This window comes from Nocardioides sp. cx-169 (genome assembly GCF_021083605.1).
GTDB lineage: Bacteria > Actinomycetota > Actinomycetes > Propionibacteriales > Nocardioidaceae > Nocardioides.
The window spans coordinates 635,013-653,649 of record NZ_JAJNRO010000002.1; the positions used below are offsets into that span (position 1 = coordinate 635,013).

General features: G+C 71.4%; 18 protein-coding genes. 10 read left to right on the forward strand and 8 right to left on the reverse strand.

The window, feature by feature from the left end:
* Positions 1-142 precede the first annotated feature (142 nt).
* The gene (locus LRP67_RS04215) at positions 143-1,063 is read left to right on the forward strand and encodes a cation diffusion facilitator family transporter (RefSeq protein WP_231268931.1); all 921 of its coding nucleotides are present in this window, start codon (positions 143-145) and stop codon (positions 1,061-1,063) included.
* Positions 1,064-1,208: 145 nt separating this feature from the next.
* On the opposite strand, the gene LRP67_RS04220 is transcribed toward LRP67_RS04215, so the two are convergent.
* The gene (locus tag LRP67_RS04220) at positions 1,209-1,667 is read right to left on the reverse strand and encodes an SRPBCC family protein (protein ID WP_231268932.1); all 459 of its coding nucleotides are present in this window, start codon (positions 1,665-1,667) and stop codon (positions 1,209-1,211) included.
* A gap of 179 nt (positions 1,668-1,846) precedes the next feature.
* On the opposite strand from LRP67_RS04220, the gene pdhA reads away from it, so the two are divergent.
* From pdhA to LRP67_RS04240, 4 genes are all read left to right on the forward strand, one after another.
* Positions 1,847-3,067 (forward strand): pyruvate dehydrogenase (acetyl-transferring) E1 component subunit alpha, encoded by a 1,221-nt coding sequence (gene pdhA, locus LRP67_RS04225; protein WP_374107389.1) that lies wholly within the window; start codon positions 1,847-1,849, stop codon positions 3,065-3,067.
* A complete protein-coding gene (locus LRP67_RS04230; protein ID WP_308189690.1) occupies positions 3,064-4,047 on the forward strand; it encodes an alpha-ketoacid dehydrogenase subunit beta in 984 nt (327 codons plus the stop codon). Before pdhA ends, LRP67_RS04230 begins: the two co-directional genes overlap by 4 nt.
* A complete protein-coding gene (locus LRP67_RS04235; RefSeq protein WP_231268933.1) occupies positions 4,047-5,483 on the forward strand; it encodes a dihydrolipoamide acetyltransferase family protein in 1,437 nt (478 codons plus the stop codon). The genes LRP67_RS04230 and LRP67_RS04235 overlap by 1 nt, the downstream gene beginning before the upstream one ends.
* An 89-nt stretch (positions 5,484-5,572) precedes the next feature.
* A complete protein-coding gene (locus LRP67_RS04240) occupies positions 5,573-6,877 on the forward strand; it encodes a serine/threonine-protein kinase (RefSeq protein ID WP_231269004.1) in 1,305 nt (434 codons plus the stop codon).
* Between the two features lie 73 nt (positions 6,878-6,950).
* Here LRP67_RS04240 and LRP67_RS04245 read toward each other — a convergent pair whose 3' ends face one another.
* From LRP67_RS04245 to LRP67_RS04265, 5 genes are all read right to left on the reverse strand, one after another.
* Positions 6,951-7,937, reverse strand: a complete 987-nt coding sequence (locus LRP67_RS04245) for an NAD-dependent epimerase/dehydratase family protein (protein ID WP_231268934.1) — start codon at positions 7,935-7,937, stop codon at positions 6,951-6,953.
* Between the two features lie 44 nt (positions 7,938-7,981).
* Positions 7,982-8,200, reverse strand: a complete 219-nt coding sequence (locus LRP67_RS04250; protein ID WP_231268935.1) for a hypothetical protein — start codon at positions 8,198-8,200, stop codon at positions 7,982-7,984.
* A gap of 210 nt (positions 8,201-8,410) precedes the next feature.
* Positions 8,411-9,385: a carbamate kinase gene (gene arcC, locus LRP67_RS04255; RefSeq protein ID WP_231268936.1), complete on the reverse strand. Its 975-nt coding sequence runs from the start codon at positions 9,383-9,385 to the stop codon at positions 8,411-8,413.
* A gap of 1 nt (position 9,386) precedes the next feature.
* A complete protein-coding gene (gene argF, locus LRP67_RS04260) occupies positions 9,387-10,388 on the reverse strand; it encodes an ornithine carbamoyltransferase (RefSeq protein WP_231268937.1) in 1,002 nt (333 codons plus the stop codon).
* A 5-nt stretch (positions 10,389-10,393) separates the two neighbouring features.
* A complete protein-coding gene (locus tag LRP67_RS04265) occupies positions 10,394-11,617 on the reverse strand; it encodes an arginine deiminase (protein WP_231268938.1) in 1,224 nt (407 codons plus the stop codon).
* A gap of 162 nt (positions 11,618-11,779) precedes the next feature.
* On the opposite strand from LRP67_RS04265, the gene LRP67_RS04270 reads away from it, so the two are divergent.
* Positions 11,780-13,306, forward strand: a complete 1,527-nt coding sequence (locus LRP67_RS04270) for a YfcC family protein (RefSeq protein ID WP_231268939.1) — start codon at positions 11,780-11,782, stop codon at positions 13,304-13,306.
* Positions 13,307-13,350: 44 nt separating this feature from the next.
* The gene (locus LRP67_RS04275; protein WP_231268940.1) at positions 13,351-14,214 is read left to right on the forward strand and encodes a universal stress protein; all 864 of its coding nucleotides are present in this window, start codon (positions 13,351-13,353) and stop codon (positions 14,212-14,214) included.
* Positions 14,215-14,245: 31 nt separating this feature from the next.
* Here the strand turns inward: LRP67_RS04275 and LRP67_RS04280 are convergent, their stop codons facing one another.
* Both LRP67_RS04280 and LRP67_RS04285 read right to left on the reverse strand, forming a co-directional pair.
* Positions 14,246-15,880: an ATP-binding protein gene (locus tag LRP67_RS04280; RefSeq protein WP_231268941.1), complete on the reverse strand. Its 1,635-nt coding sequence runs from the start codon at positions 15,878-15,880 to the stop codon at positions 14,246-14,248.
* Positions 15,881-16,127: 247 nt separating this feature from the next.
* Positions 16,128-16,808: a response regulator transcription factor gene (locus LRP67_RS04285; RefSeq protein ID WP_231268942.1), complete on the reverse strand. Its 681-nt coding sequence runs from the start codon at positions 16,806-16,808 to the stop codon at positions 16,128-16,130.
* Positions 16,809-17,168: 360 nt separating this feature from the next.
* Here LRP67_RS04285 and LRP67_RS04290 point away from each other — a divergent pair, with 360 nt between their 5' ends.
* From LRP67_RS04290 to LRP67_RS04300, 3 genes are all read left to right on the forward strand, one after another.
* The gene (locus LRP67_RS04290; RefSeq protein ID WP_231268943.1) at positions 17,169-17,453 is read left to right on the forward strand and encodes a hypothetical protein; all 285 of its coding nucleotides are present in this window, start codon (positions 17,169-17,171) and stop codon (positions 17,451-17,453) included.
* Between the two features lie 134 nt (positions 17,454-17,587).
* Complete coding sequence (locus tag LRP67_RS04295) at positions 17,588-18,088, forward strand: DUF1269 domain-containing protein (protein ID WP_231268944.1); 501 nt, start codon at positions 17,588-17,590, stop codon at positions 18,086-18,088.
* Complete coding sequence (locus LRP67_RS04300; RefSeq protein ID WP_231268945.1) at positions 18,085-18,516, forward strand: Hsp20/alpha crystallin family protein; 432 nt, start codon at positions 18,085-18,087, stop codon at positions 18,514-18,516. Before LRP67_RS04295 ends, LRP67_RS04300 begins: the two co-directional genes overlap by 4 nt.
* Positions 18,517-18,637 lie beyond the last annotated feature (121 nt).

The following is an 18,637-nucleotide window of genomic DNA, read 5'->3' on the forward strand; positions in this document are numbered from 1 at the left end:
GCTCGCGCAGGATGAGCAGGCTGGCTCCGTAGCTGGGCCCGAGCCGCCTCGGTCCTCCGCGTCGAGTCAGCGTGCCCGAGACCGCGCGGGAGCTGACTCACCGGGAGAGGAGAATGAGAGCACCAACTGCTACGGAGCGACGATGGGACACGGGCACAGTCACGGGCACGCAGCCGGCCGCGCCGCCGACCGCTCCCGGCTGCGCTGGGTGCTCGCGGTCACCGGCAGCGTCCTGGTGGTCGAGCTGGTCGGCGCCTACCTCACCGGCTCCCTGGCGCTGCTGGCCGACGCCGGCCACATGGCCACCGACGCCGGGGCGGTGGTGCTCGCCCTCGGGGCGTCGTACGTCGCGTCGCGGCCGGCGGGGCCGCGCTCGACCTTCGGCTACCACCGTGCCGAGATCCTCGCTGCGATGCTCAACGCCCTGGTCCTGCTGGGGGTCTGTGGCTACGTCGGCTACGCCGGGATCACCCGCCTCGGCGCTCCGACCGAGGTCGACGCCGGGCCGATGGTCGCCTTCGCCGCCTTCGGCCTGCTGGCCAACGCCGTGTCGTTGATCGTGCTCAACCGCTCGGACACCGGCTCGCTCAACCTGCGCGGCGCGGCCAACGAGGTGCTGGCCGACCTGCTGGGCTCCGTGCTCGCGATCGCGGCCGGCGTGGTCGTCTGGACCACCGGCTGGGACCGTGCCGACGCGGTCGCCTCACTGCTGATCGCGGTGCTGATCCTGCCCCGCTCGCTGGTCCTTCTGCGCGACTCGGCGGTGATCCTCCTGGAGATCGCGCCCGCCGGCCTCGACCTCGACGACGTACGCCGCCACCTCGGCGAGGTGCCCGGGGTGGTCGACGTCCACGACCTGCACGCGTGGACGATCACCAGTGGGATGCCCAGCCTGTCGGCCCACGTGACGGTGACCGACGAGGCGCTGGAGGACCGGGGAGTGGGCCCGATCCTGGACCAGCTGTGCGCCTGCATGGGCGAGCACTTCGACGTACGGCACGCGACCTTCCAGGTCGAGCCGCTCTCCCACCAGGGTCACGAGGACCTCGGCGAGGTGCACTGAGCGGGGCGGTCGCCTCACCAGTCCCAAGTTTCACCGGGCACCCGGTGAATCTCGTGCCTCCCCCACGAAACTTCATGCGGGAGGCGTGAGTTTCACCGGGCACCCGGTGAATCTCCCCCCCAGCCGGCCAGCCGGAGCCCAGCCCTCAGCCCGCGCCCGACGAGACGTCCTGCTCGGCGGCCTGCTTCAGCTTGACCAGGGTCTCGTCGATCGCCTTGCGGGTGCGCGAGGCGAAGACCGCAGACAGACCCAGGCGCAGCGGCAGGGGGTAGCGGGTGAGGTCCCAGGTCTCGGTGACCTGGGTGCCGCCGTCGTCGGTGGGCTCCAGCTCGTAGCGCCAGCGGTGCCGGCCCTGGTGGCGCCAGGCGATCCGCCGGTCCTCCTCGAACTCGACGACCCGGTTCTTGATCTTGTACGGCGCGCCCATCCTCATGTCCATGCCGAACTCCGCGCCCAGCGCGAGTCGCTCGGGCCCGGAGACGGTGTCCCGGACGGTGCCCGAGCCGTCGATGCGGGGGTGCTGGCGGGGGTCGGCCAGGATCGCGAACACCACCGAGGGCGGCGCGTCGACGGTCGTGCGGGCGGTGACGACGGAGGGGGGCATGTCGCCCAGGCTAGTCAGGGGCTGCCCGAGTTGGCGACGCCGACGATGCCGACGGTAGGTTGGCCAGGCACGATTGTGTTCCGGGTCACAGGCGCACCACCCCCGCGCCCCGCGTCCGGACGACAGCCCTCGGCCTCGCGGAGACCCCGTCCCGGCCGGTGACATCCGAAGGAGTGCCCGTGACCCAGCAGACCCCCGGTGAGATCCCCGGTGAGACTCCCGGCGACTCGCCCAGCGAGTCCTCAGGCTTCGGCCCCGACCTCGTGGAGGTCTTCGGACCCTCCCAGCAGGACGGCGGCCCCGAGCTGATCCAGCTGCTGACCCCCGAGGGTGAGCGCGTCCACCACCCCGAGTTCGACCAGGACTTCTCCGCCGAGGAGCTGCGCGGCTTCTACCGCGACATGGTCCTGACCCGGCGCATCGACACCGAGGCCACGGCGCTGCAGCGCCACGGCGAGCTCGGCATCTGGGCCCAGCTGCTCGGCCAGGAGGCCGCGCAGATCGGCGCCGGCCGCGCGCTGCGCCCGCAGGACTACGTCTTCCCGACCTACCGCGAGCACGGGGTCGCCTGGTGCCGCGGCGTCGACCCGCTGCGCCTGCTGGGCCTCTTCCGCGGGGTCGACCAGGGCGGCTGGGACCCGGCGGCCAACAACTTCGCGCTCTACACGATCGTCATCGGCGCCCAGACCCTGCACGCCACCGGCTACGCCATGGGGGTCCAGCGCGACGGCGACGTCGGCACCGGCGAGCCCGACCGCGACACGGCCGTCGTCGCCCACTTCGGCGATGGCGCCTCCTCGCAGGGCGACGTCAACGAGGCCTTCATCTTCGCGGCGTCCTACAACGCCCCGGTGGTCTTCTTCTGCCAGAACAACCAGTGGGCGATCTCGGAGCCCATCGAGCGCCAGACCCGGATCCCGCTCTACCAGCGCGCGCTCGGCTTCGGCTTCCCCGGCGTCCGCGTCGACGGCAACGACGTCCTGGCGACGTACGCCGTCACCAAGGCCGCACTCCAGCGCGCTCGCGACGGCCAGGGCCCGACTCTGGTCGAGGCCTACACCTACCGGATGGGCGCCCACACGACCACCGACGACCCGACGCGCTACCGCGTCTCCGACGACGTCGAGAGCTGGAAGCTCAAGGACCCGATCGCCCGGGTGGAGGTCTACCTGCGCCGCAACGGGCTGGTCGATGACGAGTTCCTCGCGACCGTCCAGGCCGAGGCCGACGAGCTTGGCCACACGCTGCGCGAGGGCTGCAAGGCGATGCCGGACCCGCAGCCGCTGAGCATGTTCGACCACGTCTACGCCGAGCAGACCGAGGAGCTGGCCGCCCAGCGCGACGGCTACGCGGCCTACCTCGAGACCTTCGAGGGCTCTGCCGTAGGAGGGCACCAGTGAGCACCCAGAAGATCACCCTCGCCAAGGGCCTCAACATGGGTCTGCGCAAGGCGATGGAGGACGACTCGAAGGTCCTGCTCATGGGTGAGGACGTCGGCAAGCTCGGCGGCGTCTTCCGCATCACCGACGGCCTGCAGAAGGACTTCGGCGAGGACCGGGTCATCGACTCGCCGCTGGCCGAGTCCGGCATCGTCGGTACGGCGGTCGGCCTGGCCATGCGCGGTTACCGCCCGGTGGTGGAGATCCAGTTCGACGGGTTCGTCTACCCCGCCTACGACCAGATCGTCTGCCAGGTCGCCAAGATCCACTTCCGCAGCCAGGGCCGCGTGAAGATGCCGATGGTCATCCGGATCCCGTTCGGCGGCGGCATCGGCGCCGTCGAGCACCACAGCGAGTCGCCGGAGGCGCAGTTCGCGCACACGCCCGGGCTCAAGGTGGTCGCCTGCTCCAACCCCGTCGACGGCTACTGGATGATCCAGCAGGCGATCGCGTGCGACGACCCGGTGATCTTCCTGGAGCCCAAGCGGCAGTACCACGCCGACAAGGCGGACCTCGACGAGTCAGCGACCCCCGAGCCGCTGTTCACCTCGCGGGTGGTCCGCGTCGGCACCGACCTGACACTGCTGGCCTACGGACCCACGGTCAAGACCGCGATGAGGGCCGCCGAGGCGGCCGCCACCGAGGGACGCTCGATCGAGGTCATCGACCTGCGCACGCTCTCGCCGCTGGACATGGGCCCGGTCTTCGACTCCGTACGCCGCACGGGCCGCGCCGTCGTCGCCCACGAGGCGCACGTCAACCTCGGCATGGGCGCCGAGCTGTCCGCGCGCATCACCGAGGAGTGCTTCTACTCCCTCGAGGCGCCGGTGCTCCGCGTCGGCGGCTTCGACACCCCCTATCCGCCGTCGCGGATCGAGGAGGACTTCCTCCCCGACCTGGACCGGGTCCTGGACGCCGTCGACCGCAGCTGGGAGTTCTGATGCCCGACTACCTCCTGCCCGACGTGGGCGAGGGCCTCACCGAGGCCGAGATCGTGTCCTGGAAGGTCAAGGTCGGCGACGTCATCGCGATCAACGACATCGTCGTCGAGATCGAGACGGCCAAGTCCCTGGTCGAGCTGCCCTCGCCGTACGCCGGCGAGGTCAGCGTCCTGCACGTCGCGGAGGGCGAGACCGTGGAGGTCGGCACGCCGATCATCACCGTCGGCGCCCCGGTGGCCGCGGAGATGGAGATCGACCTGTCCAACCCCGCCGCGAGCGGCCGGGTCGAGGGCGAGAGCCTGGTCGGGCGCAACAAGGCCGATCGCGGTCCGATGCGGCGCCCCCGCAAGGGCTCGGTCACCCCGTCGTCCGAGGCCGCCGCCGCGACGCAGATGCAGGTGCAGGGCGCCTTCGCGCCCGGCGGCGCCCAGCCGCAGGACGTCGTCGAGGCCGACGAGCCGGCCGTGCCCGCGGTCTCGGCCGTCGCGATCGTGCCCGAGCCGGTCTCGGAGTGGGTCCCGACGCCGCCGCTCCACGTCCTGGCCAAGCCGCCGGTCCGCAAGCTGGCCAAGGACCTCGGCGTCGACCTCGCGGGCGTCCCCGCCACCGGTCCCCACGGCACCGTCACCCGCGCCGACGTCGAGGCCGCCGCCGGTGCGGCCCAGGTGGCCGAGGACGCGGCGTCCCTGGACGGGCGGCAGCCGTCGCGGCGCCCGAGCTCGGGAGAGCGCGAGACGAGGGAGCCGATCAAGGGCGTGCGCAAGATGATGGCCTCCGCGATGGTGGGCTCGGCGTTCTCGGCACCCCACGTCACCGAGTGGGTCACCGTCGACGTCACCAGGACGATGGAGCTCGTGGAGCGGCTCAAGCAGCGCCGCGAGCTGCGCGAGGTCAAGGTGTCCCCGCTGCTGGTGCTCGCCCGCGCGGTGCTGCTGGCCGTCCGGCGTACGCCGGAGATCAACTCGTTCTGGGACGAGGCCGCGCAGGAGGTCGTGCTCAAGCACTACGTCAACCTCGGCATCGCCGCGGCCACCCCGCGCGGGCTGGTCGTGCCCAACGTCAAGGACGCCCAGGACCTCAGCCTGGCCGAGCTCGCCGACGCGCTCGCCGCGCTCACGGCGACCGCGCGCGAGGGCAGGACCCAGCCGGCCGAGATGAGCGGCGGGACGTTCACGATCACCAACGTGGGCGTCTTCGGCGTCGACGCCGGCACCCCGATCATCAACCCCGGCGAGTCCGCGATCCTGTGCTTCGGCGCGATCCGGAAGCAGCCCTGGGTGGTCACCACCGACGGCGTGGACGAGATCGTGCCCCGCCAGGTCACGACCCTCGCGCTGTCCTTCGACCACCGCCACATCGACGGCGAGAAGGGCTCGCGCTTCCTGGCCGACGTCGCCGGCATCCTCGAGGACCCCGCCTCCGCCCTCCTCTTCTAGCCGACCCGTCAGAAGCTTTCTGACGGGTCAGCGGGCGGGGGGTGACAGTTTCTGACGGGTCGGCGCCGGGTAGGAAGGGTGGCGTGAGCATGGCGGGGTACCCCGAGCCGGGGGAGATGGTCGGTCCCTACCGGGTCGAGCGACGACTGGGCCTGGGCGGCATGGGCGTGGTGTTCGTCGCGCTGGACCCGGTGCTGGAGCGGCGGGTCGCGCTGAAGGTGATCGCCCCGCATCTGGCCGAGGACGAGACGTTCCGGGCCCGCTTCACGCGCGAGGCCCAGGCCCAGGCGTCACTGGACTCGCCGCACGTCGTCCACGTCTACGCCCACGGCGAGTCCGGCGGCCGGCTCTACATCGCCACCCAGCTCATCGACGGCGGCGATCTCGGGCAGCTGATCCACAGCAGCGGCCCGCCGCCGCTGCGCGTCGCGCTCGACCTGATCGCCCAGATCGCGGGCGGTCTGGCCACGGCCCACGCGCGCGGGCTGATCCACCGCGACATCAAGCCGGCCAACGTGCTCGTGGGCCGGCGCGAGTCGGGCCTGAGCGCCTACCTGGCCGACTTCGGCATCGCTCGCCGCGTCGACGGCCAGTCGCAGCTGACCACCGCCGGCGGCACGCTGGGCACCCCGACGTACATGGCGCCGGAGCTGCACCTCGGCGCCGAGCCCGGCGTGCCCAGTGACGTCTACTCGCTCGGCTGCCTGCTGTGGTCCGCCGTGAGCGGCGAGGCGCCGTACGCCGGCACGTCGGACTACCAGATCGTCACCGCCCACCTCGAGCAGTCGGTGCCGCAGCTGCCCGAGACCAGCCTGCTGGCCCGCGAGACCAACCGGATCCTGCGCCGGGCCATGGCCAAGCGGCCAGAGGACCGCTACTCCAGCGCCGACGCGCTCCGCGACGAGCTGCTCGCCGCGCTCCGGCTCCCGGACCAGGACGCGGGGCCCGCACCGCGGCCACCGCGGCCTCGCCGACGCCTGCTGCTGGTCGCGGGCGCGGCCTCGGTCCTGCTCGTGGCCGGGATCGTGACTGCCTACGCCGTCACGCGCGACGACGACCCGGGCTCGGCTGGGCCGAGCGACCCGAGTGGGTCGACGACGCCCACTGCTGCGGCCACGCCCAGCGGGTCGGCCACCCCCGGCGGGTCGGACGAGGACCAGGCGATCGCCGCCCTGGCGACCGGGTTCGAGCCGGTGGCGGGCGACTCCGCCCGCTGCATGGCCGAGCAGGTCGTCGGCTCGGTCGGCGTGCCTGCGCTGGTCGAGGCCGGGTTCTTCGACGAGGAGTGGAAGTTCCTGGACCCGGACCTGGCCGGCCAGGCGCAGATCAAGCAGGCGCTCAACGCCGCCACCTTCGCCTGCATCGGTGAGGTCCTCCCCAGCATCACCTCCTAGCGCTGGGGACGAGTGGCCCGGTGGCCCACGAGCGCGAGATCACCGAGCCCGTCGACCTGCGCGGCGGCCCGCGTCACCCGGTGCGCGTCCGCCAGGCCGCGAGCACCTCGGCCTCGCGATCGCGGTCGATGCCGGTCACCGGGGCGTCCGGGGCCGACCGCAGCCAGGCCAGCGTGTCGGCGGCCGTCTCGGCGAGCGGTCGCGGTCGCAGGCCGGCGGCCAGGGAGGGCGTGACGTCGTGGGCGAGCATGCCGTCGTACTCGGGGCGGGGCAGCCAGAGCGGTACGGCGTCGGGTCCGGCCCACGGCTCGACGCCCTGCTCGGCGAGGAAGCCCTGGTCCACCCAGGTCCACTGCGGCGCGGCGCCCACCCCGGCGGCGACGGCGGCGAGCGCGTCGGCCAGTGGTTGCGCCGGGCCGACGGCGTCGTAGTCGCCGGTCGTGCCGGCCTCGATCGCGGCCACCAGCCAGCTCGCCAGGTCCCGCACGTCGATGACCTGGACGGTGTCGTGCGGTGCGCCGGGGGCGAGCACCTCGCCGCCGTGGGCCAGGCGCGCCGGCCAGTAGCTGAAGCGGCCGGTGGGGTCGTCGGGGCCGACGATCAGCCCCGGCCGCACGACCATCGACGATGCGACGCCGTCGCGCACGGCCTGCTCGCAGGCCACCTTCATCGGCCCGTAGGCGTCCATGTCCGCGGCGAGGTCCGCGTCCTCGTGCCGTGGCTCGCGCAGGGGCAGCGTGCCGGGCCGGCCGCCCGGCGTGGACTCGTCGGCGTAGACGTTGATGGTGGACACGAAGACCCAGTGGGAGCCGGCGAGTGCCGCGACCGCGCGGCGCACCCAGGACGGCTGCCGGGCGACGTCCACGACGGCGTCGTACGGCGCGCCGGTCAGCTCGGCGGGAGCGTCCTGGCGGCGGTCCCACACGACCAGGCGCGCGCCGGCCGGCAACGAGCCCGACTCACCGCGAGCGGCGCACACCACCTCGTGTCCCCGCGCCGTGGCCGCCGCCGCGATCGCCTTGGACAGGAACACCGTGCCACCGAGGACCAGGATCCGCATCCAGCGACTCTGCGGCAGGTCTTCGGCCCGCGCAACCGGATTCCTCAGGATCGCGGCTCCAAGAGGGACCGGAGCTCGGACTCCTCGGGGGTCAAGACGTCCGGAAAGTGGTTGCCGAAGCGATCCAGCGGACAGATGTCGTAGGTGTGCCGGCCGTCGGGGTCCAGCCAGCCGACCTCGTCGATGGACACGATCGCCTCGTGGCAGTGGCGGCACACCGAGCGCGGGGGCCGGCCCCGGTAGTACCTGAGGATCGCGGTCATCTGATCATCGTCGTCGCGGACCCGACGCAGGAGGAGGGCGCTTCTGCCCGGTTGCCACCGGGCAGTTCGGTCTCCCCGCGGGCGCCGGGAAGCAGGGCGACACCCCGGGCGGCGCGACGGGCGATCGGGTGGCCCGCACCGAGTCCCGGGGTGTCGCGGTCTTGGGCTCGTGGCCCGGCGAGCCTCGCCGGGCGCACGAGTGGAGCTCGGTCAACCCGCCCCGACCTGAGGGGGACGCGGCGCCACGAAGGCGGAGGCGTCGACGGGGTCGTAATGCCCGCTGGGAGTCACGAGCGTGCCCGCCTCCCCGCGCAGGATCGCGATGGCGTCCTCGAGCCGTCCGATGGCGCCGGTGCCGCCGGTGAGCTCCACGAAGCGACAGACGGCCTCCACCTTGGGTCCCATCGAGCCGGCCGGGAAGCCCAGAGCCCGCAGGCCGCCGGGAGTGGCCTCGCGGATCGCCTGCTGCGTGGGGGTGCCGTAGTCGCGCATGACGTTGGGGACGTCGGTGAGGACGAGCAGGACGTCCGCGTCGAGCGCCTCGGCGAGCACCGAGCTGGTCAGGTCCTTGTCGATGACCGCCTCCACGCCCGTCAGCTTGCCGCGCTCGTCGCGGATCACCGGCACCCCGCCACCGCCGGCGCACACCACCACCGCCCCGGTGTTCAGCAGGGTCCGGATCAGCCTGGTCTCGACCACCCGGTGCGGTCGTGGCGAGCCCACGACCCGTCGCCATCCGGTCCCGTCTGGCTTGACGACCCAGCCGCGCTCCGAGGCGAAGCGCATCGCCTCGGCCTCGGTGTACATCTCGCCCACGAACTTGGTCGGGTCGGCGAAGGCGGGGTCGGCCGCGGCCACGAGGGTCTGGTTGATGATCGCCGCCACCTGGCGTCCGGGCAGCTCGTTCTCCATCGCCTGGAGCAGCCAGTAGCCGATCATCCCCTGGGTCTGGGCGCCCAGCACGTCGAACGGGTACGGCGTGGTGAGCCGGGGGTCCGACGCGCTCTGCAAGGCCAGGACCCCCACCTGGGGGCCGTTGCCGTGGGTGAGCACCAGCTCGTGCTGCTCGGCGAGCGGAGCCAGGGAGGCCACCGCCACTCGTACGTTGGCCTCCTGGACCTCGGCGTCCGGCTTCTGCCCGCGCTGCAGCAGGGCGTTGCCGCCGAGCGTGGCCACGATCCGCACGTCAGTCTCCCAGCGTGGCGACGAGGACGGCCTTGATCGTGTGCATCCGGTTCTCCGCCTGGTCGAAGACGATGGAGTGCTTGGACTCGAAGACCTCGTCGGTCACCTCGAGCGCCTCCATGCCGGTCTGCTGGTACAGGTCCTCCCCGACCGTGGTGTGGCGGTCGTGGAAGGCCGGTAGGCAGTGCAGGAACTTCACGTGGGGGTTGCCGGTCGCCTTCACCACGGCCATGTTGACCTGGAAGCTCTTGAGCATGTCGATGCGCTCGAGCCACAGCTCCTTGGGCTCACCCATCGAGACCCACACGTCGGTGTAGAGGTAGTCCACGCCGGCGACGCCTTCGTCGACGTCTGCGGTGTGGGTGATGCGGGCGCCGGTGTCCTCGGCGATCCGGCGGGCCTCGGCGATGATCTCCGCGTCGTTCCACAGGTGCTCGGGTGCGACGATGCGCACGTCCATGCCCATCATCGCGCCGGTGACCAGCAGCGAGTTGCCCATGTTGTTGCGGGCGTCGCCGAGGTAGGCGAAGGCGATGTCCTCGTCGTGCTTGCCGCAGTGCTCGCGCATGGTGAGCATGTCGCACAGCATCTGGGTGGGGTGCCAGTCGTCGGTCAGCCCGTTCCACACCGGCACGCCCGCGTACTTCGCCAGCGTCTCGACGTTGCTCTGGGCTGCCCCTCGGTACTCGATGCCGTCGAACATCCGCCCGAGCACGCGCGCGGTGTCCTCCATCGACTCCTTGTGCCCGATCTGCGAGCCGCTCGGATCCAGGTAGGTCACGCGTGCGCCCTGGTCGAAGGCCGCCACCTCGAACGAGCAGCGCGTGCGGGTCGAGGTCTTCTCGAAGATCAGCGCGATGTTCTTGCGGTTGAGCCGTGGCCGCTCCGAGCCGGAGTACTTGGCCAGCTTGAGCTCGGCTGCGAGCTCGAGGAGGAACTTCCACTCCCTGGGGGTGAAGTCCAGCTCCCGGACCAGGCTGCGGTTCCTGAGGTTGAACGCCATGGCGTCTAGATCCCTTCTCGCTCGATGGGGCACGACATGCACCGGGGGCCGCCGCGGCCGCGTCCGAGCTCGTTGCCCCTGATGGTGATGACCTCGACGCCCTTCTTGCGCAGATAGGTGTTGGTCGTGACGTTGCGCTCGTAGGCGACGACGACACCCGGACGCACGGCCAGCACGTTGCAGCCGTCGTCCCACTGCTCGCGCTCGGCGGCGTGGACGTCCTGGGTGGCCGTGAGGACGTTGATGGCGTCCAGCCCCAGAGCCTCGGCGATGGCTCGATGCATGTCCTCCGCGGGGTGCGAGGTCACCTTCAGCTGGGACTCGTCGTCGCCCGGCTCGATCGTGTACGACGGCAGCATGCCGAGGCCGACGTACTTGGTGAAGGTGTCCTCGCTGACCATCGTCATCACGGTGTCGAGGTGCATGAAGGCACGCGCGTGCGGCATCGACAGCGCGACGATCTTCTGCGCGCTGCCGTTGCGGAACAGCTGCCGGGACAGGCGCTCGACGCCCTGGGGCGTGGTGCGCTCGCTCATGCCGATCAGGACCACCCCGCGTCCCAGGACCAGGATGTCGCCGCCCTCGGTCGTGGCCGAGCCGTTGACCGTCCCCTCGCTCCAGACGTTGAACGAGGTGTCGGCGAAGAGCGGGTGCCAGCGGTAGATCGCCTCGTAGTGGATCGTCTCGCGCATCCGCGCCCGCTTGCGCATGGCGTTGATCGAGACGCCGTCGAACACCCAGGCCGAGGTGTCGCGGGTGAAGAGGTGGTTGGGCAGCGGAGGCAGCAGCAGGTCGTCGAGGCCCAGGGCCTGGACGACGACCGAGGTCGGCTCCTCGACCCGCTCCAGCAGCTCACGCTTGGTCATGCCGCCGATCAGGACCGTCGTGAGCTCGGTGTCGTCCATGTCGCCGAACGCCCGGTGCAGGCTGGGCAGCGCCATGGGCCCGTAGACGAGCTCGTCCAGCGAGCGCTCCAGGATGAACTTCTTCGCCTCGGGCACGGCCAGCGTCTCGGCGAGGAGCTGGTGCAGCAGGTGGACCCGGACACCCTGGTCGCGCAGCGCCTCGGCGAAGGCGTCGTGCTCGAGCTTGGCCTGCTTGACCCACAAGACGTCGTCGAACAGGTACTCGTCGTGGTTGGAGGGTGTCAGGCGCTTCAGCTCCAGGTCCGGACGGTGCAAGATCACCTGCCGCAGCCGGCCGACCTCAGAGTCCACGTGCAACGTCATGGTCCGATCTCCTTCGTTGTCTGGAGATTTCAACCTGCGTGCTGGCCCGCCGCCCCAGGAGGGCCGAAGGTCCCAGGGCCCCGATGACTTCCGGCACGTCAGGCCGGTTGCCTGCCCAGGTTTCGTGTGAGGTGCCCTCGTCCGACGAGCAGAGGAAGTCTCATGGCCAAGCACGCGGCGCCCCCACCCCCCGCGCAGGAAGCCGAGCCGGAGGCCCCCAAGCAGTTCCGGTTCCCGAGCGCGTTCACCGTGCTGTTCGTCGTGACCATCGCGGTCTGGCTGCTGGCCTTCATCGTGCCCACCGGCGCCTACCAGACCGGTGACGACGGAGCCCCCATCACCGGCAGCTATGAGCGCACCTCGGATCCCCTCACCTTCGGCGAGCGCCTGATGCAGCTGTTCCTGGCGCCGGTCAACGGCCTGTACGGCGTGCAAGGCTCCGACGGCTTCATCGGCCCCTACGAGTCCGGAGAGCTGTACGGCGCCGCCGGGGTGTTCCTCTTCGTGATCGCGATCGGCATCTTCATCACGATGTCGATGAGCACCGGTGCCATCGACAACGGAGTGGCCAGGGTCGCGCAGCGGATGAGTGGACGCGGCCCCGTGCTGATCGCGGTGCTGATGGTGCTCTTCTCGATCGGCGGCACCACCGAGGGCATGGCGGAGGAGACGCTCGGCTTCTACGCCCTCGTCATCCCACTGGTGCTGGCCCTGGGCTACGACCGGATGGTGGTCGCCGGGATCATCATGGTGGGCGCGGGCACCGGCACCCTCGCGTCGACCGTCAACCCGTTCGCGACCGGCGTCGCGTCCGACGCGGCCGGCATCTCGATCGGGGACGGCATCGGAGCCCGCCTGATCATGTACCTGGTGCTGGTGCCCATCTCGGTGTGGTGGGTGCTGCGCTACGCGCGCCGGGTCAAGGCGGACCCGAGCTCGTCGCGGGCCCCGGACGCGGAGGGTGACGAGGAGCTGCGCAGGCAGGGCCTGCGCGACTCGGCCGAGCTGACCGGCCGGCAGAAGCTGGTCCTCACGACCGTCGGCCTGACGTTCGCGTTCATGATCTTCGCGATCGTCCCGTGGGCGCAGGTGATCAACGGGCCGAACGCGGAGAGCTACGGCTGGCAGCTCGACTGGTACTTCCCCGAGCTGGCCGCGCTGTTCCTGGCGATGTCCCTGGTGATCGGCCTGATCGGCGGGCTGGGGGAGAAGGGTCTGACCGACACCCTGGTCCGGGGAGCCGGCGACTTCATCGGCGTCGGGCTGATCATCGTCCTGGCGCGTGGGGTCACGGTGATCATGAACAACGCCGAGATCACCGGGACGATCCTGCACTCGATGGAGGAGATCGTGCGCAACACCGACTCCGGGATCTTCGGCGCGGTGATGTTCCTGATCAACCTGCCACTGGCCTTCCTGGTCCCCTCCTCGTCGGGGCACGCCGCGCTCGCGATGCCGATCCTCGCGCCGCTCGCCGACTTCGCCGGCGTGAGCCGAGCGTCGGTGGTCACCGCTTACCAGTCGGCGTCCGGACTGGTCAACCTGATCACACCGACGTCGGCGGTGGTGATGGGTGGTCTGGCGCTCGCCAAGGTGCGCTACGACCAGTACGTCCGCTTCGTCCTTCCCCTCCTCGGGATCCTGCTGGTCCTCTGCACCCTCTACATCGCCGTCATCGCCTCCCTCTGATGCGGTCCGTCGGCCCCTCCTCCGGAGAGGAGCAGGACCTCGACATGAGCACTCACCTCCAGCCGGTGCTGATCGGGGTGGACGACTCACCCGCCACCGGCGCCGCGGTACGCGCTGGGATGGAGGAGGCTCGTCGACTCGACGCGTGGGTCCGGCTCGTGCACGTGGTGCCCGATCGCCTGGGCCTGGTCCAGGTGGGCCGGAGCGTCGGCCGCCGGCTGACCGAGCGGGGCTCGGCCCTGCTGGAGCGGGTGGCAGGCGACGCGAGGCTGCTGGCGCCGGACATCGAGGTCGAGACCCAGCTGCGCTGGGGCGCCGTGGCGACCCAGCTCGCCGAGGCGGCCGCGGAGGCCGCCGTGCTCTACGTCGGCCGTGACGGGCCGCTGCTCGAGCGGCCCCTGGAGGGCACGGCGGGCGCGGGCGCCGCCGCGCGTGCCAGCTGTCCCGTGGTGAGCGTGCCGGTGGCGTGGTCGTCGCAGACCGTGCCCGGGGACGTGGTGGTCGCCATGAAGTCGCCCGGCAGCGCCCTCGAGCTGTTGGCCGACGCGTTCGCGGAGGCGGTCACGCGTCGTGCCCGCGTGGTGGTCCTCCACTCCTGGAGGCTGCCCGGGGTCTACGACGACATCATCGTCTCCCGGGTCGCCCCGGAGGAGGCGACTCGAGGGTCGGCGGAGGCCATCGACGCGCTGCTGCGGGAGTCGCGTCTCAGCTACCCCGACGTCGACGTGGCGGTCCGGATTGTGCACGACCGGCCCGTGCCCGCGTTGGTGGCGGCCTCCCGCTCCGCCGACCTGCTCGTGCTCGTCCGGCGCCCGCACGGCGTCGGGCTCGGCACGCTGGGCGGGACCGGGCGCGCCGTCCTGCGCGGCGCGGAGTGCCCCGTCCGCGTGATCCCGCCGGCGCGGTAGGCGGCGTCCCTGGCTCCGCCCACCGAGCCGATCAGGTGAGGGGCACCGACCAGAGCAGGCTGGTCCCTTCGCCCGGCTCCGAGGTGACGTGGAGGTGGCCACCGCGCCGCTCGGCACGGAGTCGGGCGTTGGCCAGGCCGCTCTCGACGATCGCATCGGGCATCCCGGTGCCGTTGTCGGTGACCTGGACCCGGATCCCGTCCCGGACGCTCACCTCGATGGTGCAGGCCGACGCCGAGCCGTGGCGGACGGCGTTCGACAGCGCCTCGCTCAGCACGGCCAGGATGTCGGGGAGCAGGTCACTGTCGATCAACAGCCCCAGCGGGCCGCGGAACTGGATGGTCGGGCGCAGCTTCATGGTCCGGGCCGCACGCTCCACGATCTCGATCACGGCGGCCCGCGGGTCCGAGGAGTCGTTCGCCGGTCCCAGCGTGAAGATGGTGCGCCTGATGTCGCGGATCGTGTCGGCGATGTCGGCGATCGAGCGGTCCAACCGGTGCGCGATCGCGTCGGGATCCTGCAGCCACGACGTGCCCTGGAGCTCCAGGCCGACGGCGAAGAGCCGCGGCAGGACCAGGTCGTGCAAGTCGCGGGCGATGCGGTCGCGGTCCTCGAGCACGGCCAGTCGCTGCTGGTCCTGCCGCGCCTCGGCCACTTGGAGCGTCACCGCCGCCTGCTCGGCGAGCAGGGTGGGCAGCGCGGCGTCGTGGCAGACCTCGGTGGCCTCGCGGCCGCCGGTCCACCCCAGCGCGACCGCGGCGGTGCCGTCGTGGGAGCGCGGCAGCGGCACGACCACCCCTTGGCCCGTCGGGCCGGTGCCCAGCGCCGCCCCGACGTCGACGGCACGGGGGTGCTCGGCGAGGCTGTTGGCCTTCAGCGCGCGACCGCTGGCGGTGACGCAGCGCTCCAGCGACCGGTCGAAGTCCACGGCGGCCAGGGCTTCGGGAGTGGTGCCCTCGACCCCGGAGACCGCCCACAGGCGCAGGTCGTCCGGGTCGGGTCCGCCGACCACCCAGGCGATGTCGGCGCCGAAGAGCTCGCGTGCCCGGTCGGCGACGACCTGGTGCGCACTGTCGTCGATTGGCTGCGGTGCGGTGGCCGACTCCAACCAGCTGGCTCGGCGCGCGGCCTGCTCGCGCAGGAGCACGGTCTCGATGAACCCGCCCGCGGCGACGGCCAGGGTCGTGACGGCCTCCTGGTCGCCCGCGCTGAAGGCCGGCCGGCGGGTGCTGCCCGTCAGGTGCAGGGTGCCGAACCGCTTGCGGCGGACGTGGACGGGCACCTTGAGGAAGGTGCGCATCGGCAACAGGGTCGAGCCGTGGTCCCCGGCCGGGAGCGGGTCCACGAGATCACCGGGGTCGGCGGACGCCTCCCCGTGGATCAGCTGTCGCAGCAGTGCTGCCCCGGCCTCGTGGCTGTCCTCGGCTCCCGCGGCCTGGTCGGTCAGGCCCCGGGTGTACAGCCGGGGCGGGGTGCTCCCACGGGTGTCGGTGATGCTCAGCGCTCCATGACCCGCGTGCACGAGGTCGACCGCCAGATCGAGGATCTGAGCCAGCAGGTCCTCGAGGGCCCCGTCCGTACTCAGGTCGGCCAGCGAAGAGAGCAGCAGATGCAGGCGGGCCAGCTCGTCGGCCTGGGCCTCTGCCTGTTCCGTGGCAGTGCGCATGAGCTCCTCGAAGGGCCGTCCCCCGCCCGCGCTTCGTGGGTCATCTGGTCCGATATCGCTCGACAACTCCCACATGCCCCGCTCCTCAAGGCCGAATTAGCTACATCCCCCCAGATGGAAAACAGTGTGCTTCGTGGATGGATGACCCTTGGGTCGGTTGCTCCTTGACCGTTGCCCGGTTGTCGCGTTCGCAAAACCTCTCGGTGCTCCGGCGGTTCTCGTGAGTGACTCGCCCCGTCTGCGGGATCTAGTGATGCGGGTTTTCCAGCTGGGCGGCGATGATCGCGGCCTGCGTGCGCGACCTGACTCCGAGCTTGCCCAACACCGTGGAGACGTAGTTCTTCGTCGTCTTCTCGGCCAGTCCGAGACGAGTCGCGATCTGGCGGTTCGTCAGGCCCAGTCCGACCAGGCTGAGGACCTGTCGCTCCTTGGGAGTCAGACGCTTGGTCAAGGGATCGACCGGCGGCCCGTCACGCAGACGGGCGAGCACATGGGAGGTGACGGCCGGGTCGAGCATTGACTGACCGGCGGCCACCCTACGGACCGTGTCGACCAGGTCCGCGCCTCGTACCTCCTTCAGGACGTAGCCCGACGCCCCGGCCATGATGGCGGCGAACAGCGCCTCGTCCTCGTCGTAGGACGTCAGCATCAGCGCGGCGATGCCGGGATCGATGGCCCGGACGATGCGGCATACCTGCACGCCGGTGCCGTCCGGGAGCCGTACGTCGAGGATCGCCACGTCCGGCTTCAGCGCCGGGATCCGGCGAGCGGCCTCCTTGGCCAGGCCGGACTCGCCGATGACCACGATGTCGCCGTCGCGCTCCAGGAGGCCTCGTACCCCATGGCGTACCAGCTCGTGATCGTCGAGCAGGAAGACCTTGATGGGCAGGTCCGGCGCGAACTGCGGCCCCGAGGCCTCGTCGTCCATACCGAAACGGTACTTCGCCGAATCGAGGATCGGGGAGGTCGACGGCCATGAAAGGCCCGGGTCTTTGGCCTCTGTTCTCCGGACGCCGGACGGTCCTGACTGGGTGGATGGGCCGATTACCTGCACTACCGGGCTCGAACACCACCCACTCGGGCAGCGCGCAGGGCCCGGTCCGCGTCCCGGGGGAGGCGCGGTTCTGCCCGCCCCAGTGCCCGATCCGGTGGTCGCGATGACGGTGGTGCCGGGTTGGCGGTGTGCACCCGGTGGGTCCCGGGCGCACCGGGCCGTTGGTCACTTGGCAGGCAAATCGACCCACATCACGCTGAGGGGGCGCCTTCATACCGACGAGGGAGACCGATCATGGACGCCGTCACGCACCGCACCGAGATAGCCAGGCTCGCCGAGCAGTTCATGGCCGAGTTCGCCGGCACGATGCCGCCCGGACAGATCCTCAGGGTCGTGCACCAGGCGGACCGGCTGGTGCTCCGCTCGGCCGGGGGCGCGGAGAACTCGGTCTCGTTGTGCGAGGCCATCGCCCGGGGGCTCATCAGAGTGCGCGTCGCCGAGGCGACCAGGCGCGGCCGAGCGGTCACGCCCCGGCCCGAGCGGCGCCACCGGGCCGGCTCAACCTCGAAGGTCGAGTAGGGACCCCGCCATCTGGCCGCCTAGCCGGTGGAGACACGAACGGCGATCACCGGACCGTCCGGCGACGCACAGAGGGGGCCGACGCCGCGAGGCGCACCGAGCGCGGCGGTCACCGACCACATGAGGAGAACGACATGGCAACGTTGACCGTCTGGAAGTTCGAAACCCCCGAGGGGGCGCAGCAGGCCGAGGACGCGTTGTCCAGGCTGCAGAAGCAGGAGCTGATCACCGTCCTGGACGCGGCGACCGTCTCGTGGGAGGAGGGGAAGAAGAAGCCCAAGACCCGACAGGCCAACAACCTGATCGCGACCGGGATGCTCGGAGGCATGTTCTGGGGACTGCTGTTCGGGGTCATCTTCTTCATCCCCCTCATCGGGCTGGTGGTCGGGGCGGCGTCCGGGGCAGTGTTCGGGTCGCTGACCGACATCGGCATCGACGACGACTTCATCGCCGACGTGCGAAAGCAGGTCACCCCCGGCACGTCGGCGCTCTTCGTCCTCTCCTCCGGTGCGGTCGTCGACCGGGTGCACCAGTCGCTGCGCGAGCAGGGCATCAAGGGCGAGCTGATCGAGACGAACCTGTCCGCCGACCAGGAGGCCAATCTGCGGCGGATGCTGGAGGAGAGCGAAGCATGAGCATCCAGGCCAACCGGGACCGCCACTCCGTGCTCACCGACCTGATGGACTGGATGGGTGCGCCGGGGATGGAGCCGCAGGTCCGCGTCGAGGAGTGGGTGGAAGGCGACCGGAGGATCATCCGCGCCGACATCCCGGGCGTCGACCCCACCAAGGACATCGAGCTGACCGTGGAGGGTGGGATGCTCCATCTGCGCGGTCAGCGCCGGGCCGAGACCCACGACCAGCACCGCAGCGAGATCCGCTACGGCAGCTTCGCGCGCGTCATCGCCCTCCCCGCGGGCACGCGAGCCGAGGACGTGGCGGCCGACTACTCCCACGGCGTCCTCACGGTCTCCATGCCGGCGGGCCGAGGCGGCGGGTCCCAGAGCATCCCGATCACCAGCGGTGAGCAGCGCTCCTCGTCCGACGGCTCGTCCGGCAGGTAGACCCGGTCCCCGCCCGCCAGCCGGCGGGCGGTGCCGGGGCGCCGCGCGATCGCCGCGCGCGGCGCGCCCGGCAGTGGCGTCCTCCCCATGTGGGAGGGCGCCACGTCTCTGTCTGCGGCCC